Origin of the sequence: Macellibacteroides sp., assembly GCF_050251695.1 — a bacterium.
Taxonomy (GTDB): Bacteria; Bacteroidota; Bacteroidia; order Bacteroidales; family Tannerellaceae; genus Macellibacteroides; species Macellibacteroides fermentans.
The window spans coordinates 1-11,172 of record NZ_JBFWMI010000105.1; the positions used below are offsets into that span (position 1 = coordinate 1).

At 42.1% G+C, this 11,172-nt stretch carries 8 protein-coding genes and 1 pseudogene; 8 read left to right on the forward strand and 1 reads right to left on the reverse strand.

Features of this window, described 5'->3' with window-relative positions:
* The 4 genes from AB7E53_RS12815 to AB7E53_RS12830 all read left to right on the forward strand — a co-directional run.
* A partial coding sequence (locus AB7E53_RS12815) for a PhoH family protein (RefSeq protein WP_446776070.1) occupies positions 1–348 on the forward strand: 348 nt, incomplete at its 5' end.
* A gap of 127 nt (positions 349–475) precedes the next feature.
* A complete protein-coding gene (locus AB7E53_RS12820) occupies positions 476–787 on the forward strand; it encodes a hypothetical protein (protein ID WP_139376603.1) in 312 nt (103 codons plus the stop codon).
* Positions 788–827: 40 nt separating this feature from the next.
* Positions 828–2,981 carry a TonB-dependent receptor gene (locus tag AB7E53_RS12825; protein ID WP_446776072.1) on the forward strand — a complete coding sequence of 718 codons (2,154 nt, stop codon included), beginning with the start codon at positions 828–830 and terminating at the stop codon, positions 2,979–2,981.
* Positions 2,978–3,430 (forward strand): DUF4625 domain-containing protein, encoded by a 453-nt coding sequence (locus AB7E53_RS12830; RefSeq protein ID WP_446776074.1) that lies wholly within the window; start codon positions 2,978–2,980, stop codon positions 3,428–3,430. The genes AB7E53_RS12825 and AB7E53_RS12830 overlap by 4 nt, the downstream gene beginning before the upstream one ends.
* A gap of 1 nt (position 3,431) precedes the next feature.
* Here the strand turns inward: AB7E53_RS12830 and AB7E53_RS12835 are convergent, their stop codons facing one another.
* A complete protein-coding gene (locus AB7E53_RS12835; RefSeq protein WP_446776076.1) occupies positions 3,432–5,435 on the reverse strand; it encodes a transglycosylase domain-containing protein in 2,004 nt (667 codons plus the stop codon).
* 108 nt (positions 5,436–5,543) lie between these two features.
* Here AB7E53_RS12835 and AB7E53_RS12840 point away from each other — a divergent pair, with 108 nt between their 5' ends.
* The 4 genes and pseudogenes from AB7E53_RS12840 to AB7E53_RS12855 all read left to right on the forward strand — a co-directional run bounded on the left by AB7E53_RS12840 (position 5,544) and on the right by AB7E53_RS12855 (position 10,986).
* A complete protein-coding gene (locus AB7E53_RS12840) occupies positions 5,544–6,548 on the forward strand; it encodes a 2-hydroxyacid dehydrogenase (protein ID WP_068186688.1) in 1,005 nt (334 codons plus the stop codon).
* Positions 6,549–6,659: 111 nt separating this feature from the next.
* Positions 6,660–7,942: pseudogene (locus AB7E53_RS12845) on the forward strand (O-acetylhomoserine aminocarboxypropyltransferase/cysteine synthase family protein).
* A gap of 10 nt (positions 7,943–7,952) precedes the next feature.
* Positions 7,953–8,786: a patatin family protein gene (locus AB7E53_RS12850; protein WP_371689548.1), complete on the forward strand. Its 834-nt coding sequence runs from the start codon at positions 7,953–7,955 to the stop codon at positions 8,784–8,786.
* 85 nt (positions 8,787–8,871) lie between these two features.
* On the forward strand, positions 8,872–10,986 hold the full coding sequence (locus tag AB7E53_RS12855) for a M3 family metallopeptidase (RefSeq protein WP_079683225.1): 2,115 nt from the start codon (positions 8,872–8,874) through the stop codon (positions 10,984–10,986).
* Positions 10,987–11,172 lie beyond the last annotated feature (186 nt).

The window sequence follows — 11,172 nt, forward strand, 5'->3', positions numbered from 1 at the left end:
AGTCCGGACATAAGGCGGATTGACGATTTACAAAAAAACAATCAGCTGGTGATAGAAGCGCTTGCATTCATTCGTGGACGAAGTCTATCCGAGACTTTCTGCATCATAGATGAAGCACAGAATCTTACACCTCACGAAGTGAAGACGATCATAACACGTGCCGGCGAAGGAACCCGCATGGTATTTACGGGTGATATTCAGCAGATTGACTCTCCATATCTTGATGCCCAGAGCAACGGATTAGCCTATATGGTAGACAAGATGAAAGGTCAGGAGTTGTTTGCCCATATTAATTTAATAAAGGGCGAACGCAGCGAATTGTCCGAATTGGCATCCAATTTATTATAAATTACCAGAAAGAACCTGTACTTTTGTGTGATAGTTGATCACGAAGGTACAGGTTTTTTTATTTGTTCCGGGCTGAACAATCTGCGAACCATTTTGGTTATAGGAGTTGTGAACTGAACGGATGTTGATGAAAAGAAAGATTACAAAACAGATTCTCTTTGCGTGGTTATTGATGTTTTCAATAGCACCGTTGGGCTTTGTGAAAGAATTTCACCATCACAAGTCCTGCGATACGGGTACCTGCGAAAATCATCACGAAGAATCTGCTCCCGACGACTGTTCCATTTGTCAGTTCCATCTTTTGCCTTTCGAAGAACCGGTAATCTTCCACCTGGATCTTTACCGAACCTATACAAAAATTAATCAAGCTGTTTATCTTTGCAAAGGATCCTTTGCAGAGCCTTTCTGCTATTATCTGCGTGCCCCTCCTGTTTTATAGGTAAATATCTTTATCTATAATTATCTAATAAAATAAGTTTATGCGTATCGGATATATTTCGGGCGTATTGTCGTTGTGCATTTCTGCGAACGCCTATGCGCTATATCCCGATTCACTCAAGGTTAGTCTGCCCGAAGTGGTAGTCACAAATAACTATATGTCTGGCCGCAACCGGGCAGAGGCAGTACCTGTAGAAGTGATAGGGCAAGAATTCCTGCGCGAATTTCATTCGGGTAGCCTGATGCAGACATTGGGTAAGCTTCCCGGGATTCAGTCCATGGATATAGGTTCGGGATTTTCTAAACCTGTAATCAGAGGTATGGGATTCAACAGGGTGGCAGTAACTGAGAACGGAATTCGGCAGGAGGGTCAGCAATGGGGTGCCGACCATGGATTAGAAATTGATGCCTTCAATGTAGAGCGTGTTGAAGTCCGTAAAGGTCCGGCATCGCTCCAGTATGGAAGCGATGCAATGGGAGGAGTGCTTGAAATAAAGCAGTTGCCACCACCTTTAGACAATCAATTGTTTGGGGAGGTAAACCTGTTAGGTAAAACCAACAATAACTTGTTGGGAGGATCTGCTATGCTTGGTATCAAGAAGGATTCCTGGTATATTCAGACACGATTTACCGAACAACATTTTGGCGATTATCGTGTTCCAACCGATTCGATTGTCTATTTAACCCGGCAGATACCTATATATAACAGACGGATGAAGAATACAGCAGGTATTGAAAGAGATGCCTCGGTATCAGTATCTTACCGTAAATCGACCTATCAAGGTCAGCTGTTTCTGAGTAATGCCTATCAGAAAGTAGGTTTTTTCCCCGGAGCACATGGCATCCCAGACGCTTCGAGGGTAGAAGATGATGGAAACTCGCGAGACATTGATCTCCCTTACAGTAAAGTAAATCATTTTAAAGCTCAATTCCGTCAGCAGCTTACTCTGGGTAAGAATCTTGTAGAATGGAATCTTGGTTACCAGAATAACCGCAGGGAAGAACGGAGTCTTTTCCATACGCACTATGGAAATCAACAAGCGCCGGTAATCAATCCCGATCTGGAATTGCAGTTTACATTAAATACCTTCAGTTCCGCCATGAAGTGGACTTTTCTACAGCATGAAAATTGGAAACATACCGTAGGCATCGATTTACAATACCAAAAGAATGAAATAGGAGGGTACGGCTTTTTATTACCTCGTTATCAACGTGAGACTGCCGGATCCTATTACATGGCATCATTTAATCCTACAGGAGTACTTTCATTCAGCGGTGGAGTGCGCTTTGATTATGGACATATAGACATTAGGCCGTTTGAAGACTTCTATCTGGAAAGTTACCTTCAACAAAGAGGATACAGTGAGGAGACGATCCGGTTCTATAAACAGCGAAGCTTTGAAACAGATCGTTCTTTTGCCAACTATGCAGCATCCGTTGGAGTTGTATATACACCGTCGGATAAACATACGGCAAAAATAAATATCGGTCGGAGTTTCCGTTTGCCCGGAGCCAACGAACTTGCATCCAACGGAGTACATCATGGCACGTTCAGACACGAACAGGGCGATGCTACATTGGATTCGGAACAGGGCTGGCAGTTGGATATGGGATATACATTTCATGGCAACTCGTTTCGGTTCGAATTGTCTCCTTTTGTAAGCTGGTTTACCAATTACATTTACCTCCAGCCAACCGGAGAGTGGTCCATTCTGCCTCATGCCGGTCAGATTTACAGGTATACGGGAGTAGAGGCTCTGTTTACCGGGGGTGAAATATCCGGAGAAGTAGATATACTTCACGATCTGACGCTTGCAGTTTCGGGCGAATATGTCTACACCTACAACCTCGAGGCTCATACGGCCCTGAGCTTCTCGCCACCGGCATCCGTGCGCACCAATCTATCGTATCACCCCGGGGAAACGCGGTTTTATCTGGAGCATGAATATATTGCTGCTCAGAATCGCATAGCCAGAAACGAAGATCCTACTCCAGGGGCGCAGTTATTCAATGCCGGGGCAAGCTTTTCAATACCGTGGAAGAAAAACAAATTGGAAGTCACTATATCGGCTAATAATCTGTTTGATACCAGGTATTATAATCACTTAAGTTTTTACAGGAAAATTGAAATCCCCGAACCGGGACGAAATTTCCAATTATTAATTAAAATCCCTTTTAAAACTCTATTAAAATGAATAAGTTAGTTTATATTTCAGCTATTCTTCTGTTTTCAACATTGTTCTCTGCTTGTACCAATGATTCGGAAGATGTTTCAAAGCCGGTAATCAATCTGATTGAACCCGAAGATGGTCATGCATTGAAAATAGGTGCAGCGGTGCACTTTGAAATGGAACTCTCGGACGATACAGAACTGAGATCATACAAAGTAGATATCCATAATAATTTTGATGGGCATAATCATACAAAGGCTGTATCCGAAACCGTAGATTTCACCTATTCGAAATCGTGGGATGTTTCGGGATTGAAAAATACACTGGTACATCATCACGAAATTATTATCCCGGAAAATGCAACTCCCGGTAACTACCACCTGATGGTCTATTGCACAGATAAGGCCGGAAACGAAACGTATGTTGCACGTAAAATTGTGTTAAGTTACGATGCCGTTGAACATGAAGAGTAGACTACATATCAGGAAATACATCTAAAGTTTCAGCTTCTTCCGGTGCAGGTACACTATCTGTGGCATTGGCTCCGGAGAAAAGAAAATCTTTTGCAGGGCCCGAGATTGTTATCTCGGGCTTTATTTTTGCAGCATCCTCTTCCGTTATCACTCCCTTAATAACCAAGCGCTCTCCCAATAGCCTGAAATATGAATCCAGCACAGGATTTAGCTGCATGTTGTCCTTAAAGCTCCACTTCACCCGCTTCGGTTTAGGAACGATACTTGCCAGGAAGATAGCCTCGTTTGCGGTTAAATCAGAAGCATCCTTATTAAAATAAAAGCGGGATGCCTCTTGTGCACCATAGACCATTGGTCCCCATTCGATAATATTCATATATACCTCAAACATTCGCTCTTTGGAGGTAAGACGGCCTCCTTCAATCAGCCATACAATAAGAGCCTCTTCCAGTTTGCGGGCAATATTCTTGTTCCTGCTCAGAAAAACATTTTTAATAAGCTGCATACTGATGGTACTACCTCCCCGGGCAAACTTTTTAACCTTGATATCGTGAATCAGAGCTTCACGTATGGCATCCGGCAAAAAACCGTTATGATAGAAGAAAGCACCGTCTTCCGATTGCATCACGGCCATTTGCAACAAAGGCGAAATAGCTGTAAGCGGACGGAAATTAGGGTTTTCCGGACCGGTAATAAAACTTCGAACCGGGTTTCCATCTTCATAGGCTGTATACACAAATGGTTCATTCATCTTGGCTAGGTTGGTATTTCCAAACGAAAGAATACGAAATTGATGAGATGTGAGTGATGATTGAAACTTTAAACTGTCCACATTTCCAAAATCCACATCCATCAGGAAGTGGTAGGAAAGTTTTCCGCTGGTTTTAATTCCCTCTAAATTACTAAACAGCCCCTTTGGTAAAGATGCAAACAATTCTTCCGACGGAAACTCCGGTTTATTAACCGAAAGCTTTACTTTCCATGACGTATCTTTTTCTACACGTAAGTGCGGATTTAAATTCAGTGCATTAAAATGTACCTGCGACGAACTATCTACTTCTACATAATTATCGCCAACTTTCATTGAATATGTAAAGTTAGCATTGTCAAGCAGTACAATTTCGGGCGAAATACGATAATGAAACAGAGTTAATCCACTTACAGAAGCTTTGCCTGTTAACAAACGAACATCGCTATGAGCTTTGCTTTCACGCACTTCGAAGGCTAAGGTGTCGAATTTAAGATCGGCTCCCCACCGGTAATGAAGAAAAGGTAGTGAAACCTTACTGGTATCTTTTGAGTATAACCGGGCCTCAATATCTCTGTCGGCTTTCGATAATACTCCTTCGGAAATAAGATTGCTTATCATGCCATTTTCTTCTGCACGGATCTCTGTTTTAAAACGATCCTTATCTATCTTTAACTGGGGCACATCTATAAACAACCGGTAACCAGGAGCTTGATAGCTCACCTTAAAGTCGTGTAAATAGCCGTTAGAAGGCAATACACTGAAAAGAAGATTGAAAGTTTGCCTGATATTCTCACCAAAATGAGCCGATTCGTTTTGTTTTACATCTTCCGAGTCCTTATTAGAAATCTTCGGAGCCCTATCATTCGCCTTAAAAATAAAATCGAAGTTGGAATTTATAGAATCTTTTTTTATAAAATCCACTTGCAGTCCGTGCATGGTTACCGTATTTACATCCGCTTTTAATAGCAATAAGCGCGCAAAATCAAACTGAACCTCAATGCTACCTGCTTTTAAAAATGTATCACAGTTTAGAGGAATAACCGAAAGCCCTTCAATATGCAGACCATTCAGTCCTTCCATCCGCAGGTCGTTATAATGAATCCGGAGAGAATATTTTTGTTCGAAAGACAAAAGCCTTTTGTTCGCGTAGTTTTGAATAATAAGGTTTCTGGTTGCAAAAAGGGTTACCAACACTAATAGTAAAACACCTGCTGCCACTATAATTCCTTTTTTAAGCTGTTGCTTTTTATTCATAGGAAGTCAATCTTATTTGGATGCAAAGATAGATATTTTATAGCAAATCGGTTAGAAGCAACGAACTTTCAATATTGCTATATTGTTTTATCTTAAAACTTATTAATTATGGCATACAAAATAGCATTTTTTGGAGCAAAACCTTACGATATCTCCTCATTTGATCAGGTGAATAAAGATTTTAATTACGATATTAAATACTATAAGGGACACCTGAATAAAAACAACCTGGTACTTACACAGGGCACAGATGCCGTATGTATATTTGTAAATGACACTGCCGATGCCGAGATTATTGATGGATTGGCGAAAAATGGAGTAAAATTACTTGCCCTTCGGTGTGCAGGTTATAATAATGTTGATTTGGCTGCAGCCAAAGGCAAAATGAAGATTGTACGCGTGCCTGCCTATTCACCCTATGCAGTGGCCGAACATGCTGTAGCTCTTATGCTTTCGCTAAACCGTAAAATTCACAGAGCTTATTGGCGAACACGCGATGGTAATTTTTCTTTACACGGATTGATGGGCTTCGACATGCATGGTAAGACTGCCGGCATTATCGGTACTGGTAAGATTGCCAAGATCTTGATTAAGATTCTCAAAGGATTTGGAATGAATATTGTAGCATACGATCTGTATCCGGATTATGCCTTTGCCGAAGAACAGGGTATAACATACACTACATTGGACGAACTCTACAAACAGTCGGATATTATTTCGTTACATTGTCCGCTAACAGATAAAACCAAATATCTGATTAATGATATCTCAATATGTAAAATGAAAGACAATGTGATGATTATTAATACGGGCAGGGGATTGCTTATTCATACCAATGCATTGATAGAGGGATTGAAAAATAAGAAAATTGCAGCAGCCGGACTGGATGTGTATGAAGAGGAGGGAGATTACTTCTATGAGGATAAATCCGACAAAATAATAGACGACGATGTACTTGCGCGTTTGTTGTCCTTCAACAATGTAATTGTAACTTCGCATCAGGCATTCTTTACGAAAGAGGCCCTGCACAACATCGCCGAAACAACCTTATTGAACATTAAGGCCTTTATGGAAAACCAACCGCTTGCTAATGAAGTGGTGTTGCCCGACTAAATAGATGCTTCCGATTATAAAGAAGCGACGATTCGGTATTATTTTGATTGGGAATGACTACATTTGTTGCCATAAAAATGATATCGAACGATCTATTAATAACAATTTGAGATGAGTAATGTATTTAAGCCGGATACTCTCTGTGTACAGGGAGGATGGAGTCCGAAAAAAGGAGAACCTCGTGTTCTTCCTATTTATCAGAGTACAACATTTAAGTATGAAACCAGCGATCAGATGGCTAAACTGTTTGATTTGGAGGAAAGTGGTTATTTTTATACCCGTTTGCAAAATCCTACCAATGATGCAGTAGCTTCAAAAATATGCGCCCTGGAAGGTGGTGCGGCAGCTATGCTTACCTCTTCGGGACAGGCAGCCTCTTTTTATGCCATGTTTAATATCTGTTCTGCAGGCGATCATATCGTGAGCGCTTCCACTATTTATGGCGGAACGTTTAACTTGTTTGCTGTTACGATGAAGAAATTGGGAATAGAAGTAACCTTTGTCGATCAGGACGCTCCGGTGGATGTGATTGCAAAAGCGTTCCAGCCTAATACCAAGGCGCTCTTTGCCGAAACTATTTCCAATCCCGGATTAAGTTTCTCGATATAGAAAAGTTTGCCCAGATAGCCCACAGTCAGGGAGTTCCTCTGATTGTAGACAATACATTTGCTACACCTATCAATTGCCGTCCATTCGAGTGGGGAGCTGATATAGTAATTCACTCTACGACCAAATATATGGATGGACATGCCAGCAGCGTAGGAGGGGCCATCGTGGATAGTGGTAATTTCGATTGGAATGCATATCCGGGCAAGTTTCCGGGACTAACCGAGCCGGATGCTTCTTACCACGGATTAACCTATACGGAGTCTTTTGGTAAAGGAGCCTATATAACCAAAGCAACGGTTCAGCTGATGCGCGACCTGGGTTCCACCCAATCTCCGCAAAATGCTTTTTTATTGAATCTGGGACTAGAAACGTTACATTTACGTGTGCCCCGTCATTGCGAAAATGCGCTTAAAGTTGCCCAATACTTAGAAGGTAAGGAAGAGGTCGCCTGGGTTAATTACTGCGGTTTGAAAGGTAACAAATACTACGAACTGGGACAAAAATACATGCCCAAGGGTTCATGCGGTGTTGTTACATTTGGCTTAAAAGGCGGACGCGATGTGGCTATCAGATTTATGGATAGCCTGAAACTGGCTGCCATTGTTACACACGTTGCCGATGCCCGTACATCGGTGCTTCATCCGGCCAGTCATACGCACCGTCAATTGTCCGACGAACAGTTGATTGCCGCAGGAGTTGCTCCGGATTTAATCCGCTTCTCGGTGGGTATTGAAAGTGCAGATGATATTATTGCAGATATAGAGCAGGCTCTGGCCAATAAATAATTGCCGTAAGATGGACGGTTACACAGGACTTGTACTGGAAGGAGGAGGGATGCGTTGCACCTTTACCGCCGGAGTATTGGACTATTTCATGGATAAGGGAATCTATTTCCCTTATACCATTGGAGTTTCGGCAGGGGCTACCACCGGAATTTCGTATGCTGCGCGCCAGCGTGGAAGGGCCAGATACAGCAACATCGATTTGATGAAGCAGTATGATTACGTGGGCTTAAAAACGTTCATTAAACAGCGTAATATCATGGATTTTAATTTGTTGTTTAATGTGTTTCCTAAAAAGATTTACCCGTTCGACTACCAGACGTATTTTAATTCGCCGGAACGTTTTATAATGGTTACGAGTAATTGCCTTACTGGAGAAGCCGTTTACCTTGAAGAAAAACAGGATGAGAAAAGGGTGCTTGATATTTGTGTAGCAACCTGTAGCTTGCCGCTTCTTTGTCCGATTGCCTATGTAGATGGAATCCCAATGGTAGACGGAGGAGTATGTGATGCATTGCCCATTCGAAAATCGGAAGCTGACGGGAATTCACGGAATGTGATTGTGCTTACGCGAAACAAAGGATATAGGAAACCTGTTAAACAACAAAAACTTCCGGGGTTTGTTTTCCGGAAATATCCCGAGCTACGGCGCGAGCTGATGCTTCGCTATCAACGCTACAACGAAACCATCGAATATATCGAACAACTTGAAGCCGATGGCAAGGCTCTGGTGATAAGGCCGATACGCGATGTAGTAGTAGATCGGATTGAACGGGATGTTGACAAGCTTACAAGTTTCTACGAGGAAGGATACGCTTGTGCCAAGGCTGCTTTTGAAAAGAAATAAGATAACTTAAAAGCTGATGTTTTCCGAAACCCTGTTATCTTTGTGATAAATAATTGTATATACTAATAAATAAACTTGAACAAGAATGAAGAAAATGCTTATGGCTGCAGGAGTTGCCTTTGTATTGGGAGCCTGGACAAATGTTTCGGCTCAAGGTGTGCAGGCTAACGGGAATCCGTTTCTTGCCGAATACACTACGCCGTTTAAGGTTCCTCCTTTCGACAAAATTAAATTGGAGCATTACAAAGAGGCTTTCCTAAAAGGAATGGAAGAACAGGCTCAGGAGATTAATGCCATTGTTAAGCAACGTAGCGCAGCTACTTTCGAGAACACCATTGTAGCTCTAGATCAGAGTGGTAAACTTTTATCGAAAGTTAGTGCTGTGTTTTATGGACAGAACAGTGCCAATACTTCGGACGAAATGCAGGCAATCAGCCGCGAACTTTCGCCATTGCTTTCAAAGCACCGCGACGATATCAAGCTGAATGCCGGACTGTTTCAGCGTGTAAAGTTTGTTTACGATCAGAAATCAAAGCTTAATCTTACAAAAGAACAGGCTAAGTTGCTGGAAGAAACCTACAAAGACTTTGTACGTGGCGGAGCGAATCTGGATGCTGCAAAGCAGGCTAAATTGCGCGAACTAAATAGCGAGTTGTCTATGTTGGAGCTTACTTTTGGTCAGAATATGCTGAAGGAAACCAACGATTTTCAACTAATTATCGATAAGAAGGAAGATCTTTCGGGTCTGCCGGCCAGTCTGATTGCTTCGGCTGCCGATGCAGCTAAAGCTGCTAAACTGGAAGGTAAATGGTTGTTTACGCTTCATAATCCCAGTGTAATGCCATTCTTACAGTACGCTGACAACAGAGCATTACGCGAAAAAATTTACAACGGCTACATCAACCGTGGTAACAACGGAAATAAATCCGACAATAAAGAGGTGGTAAAGAAGCTGGTGACACTTCGTCTGGAAAAGGCTAAATTAATGGGTTACAAAGATTACGCCTCATTTATGTTGGAAGACCGTATGGCTAAAACTCCCGAGAAAGTTTACGCTCTGTTGGATGAAGTCTGGACACCGGCATTAGCCAAGGCAAAAGATGAATTGGCCGACATTAAAGCCGAAATAAAGAAGGAGGGTGGTAACTTCGAACCCGAAGGATGGGACTGGCGTTACTATTTTGAGAAGGCAAAGATTGCCAAATTCAATCTGGATGAAAATGAAGTTCGTCCGTACCTCGAATTAAACAACGTACGCGATGGAGCTTTCTATGTGGCTAATAAGTTGTATGGAATCACTTTTACTGAAATTAAAGATATTCCAACACCACACGAAGAAGCAACGGCTTTTGAATGCAAAGACAAAGATGGTACACATCTGGGTGTGTTGTATATGGACTTTTTCCCACGTGAAAGCAAAAGAGGAGGCGCATGGTGTGGCGGATATCGTTCGCAAACCTATGAAAACGGCAAACGTCTTGCTCCGGTTGTTACGATTGTATGTAACTTCAGTAAACCTGCAGGAGATCAGCCTGCATTGTTAAGTGCCGATGAAGCAAGTACTTTATTCCACGAATTTGGTCATGGATTACACAGCCTTTTCAGAGATGTTCATTATTTTGGAGTAGCAAGTGTACCGCGCGATTTCGTAGAATTGCCTTCTCAGATTATGGAACATTGGGTATTTGAACCAGAAGTGCTTAAGGTATATGCTAAACATTACAAAACAGGCGAAGTAATTCCGGCTGCATTGATTGAAAAGCTTGAAAAGAGCGGAAAATATGGTCAGGGATTTGCTACTGTAGAGTATTTGGCTGCGTCGTTGCTTGATATGGATTACCATGTTCTGAAAGAGGTTCCTGCCAATCTGGATGCAATGGAATTTGAAGCAAACGTAATGAATAAAAGAGGCTTGCTTAAGCAGATTCCTCCACGTTATCGTTCTACCTATTTTAATCATACCATGGGTGGTGGTTATACAGCCGGATATTATAGCTATATCTGGGCAGAGGTGCTGGATGCCGATGCTTTTGAAGCATTCAAAGAAACAGGCGATATCTTTAATCAGGACAAAGCCATCAAATTCCGTAATAACGTACTTACTCCCGGAGCAATTGATGATGCAATGGATATGTACAAGAATTTTAGAGGAAAAGAACCCGGTACAGCTCCTTTGTTAAAGAACAGAGGTTTGATGTAATACCGTTTCAGTATAGTTTAAAGCCCCGTAATGAGTATTCATTACGGGGCTTTTTCTTGGTTCGCCCAGCACGAACGTATTCTAACGGGTGCAAGTCCCCAACGCGCCCTAACAGCGGGAAGCGTCCAGCCAACGACAAGGGTGTTCATCGCGAGGTGTAATCTGAAGGAAGTCTTCGGCAAAGAT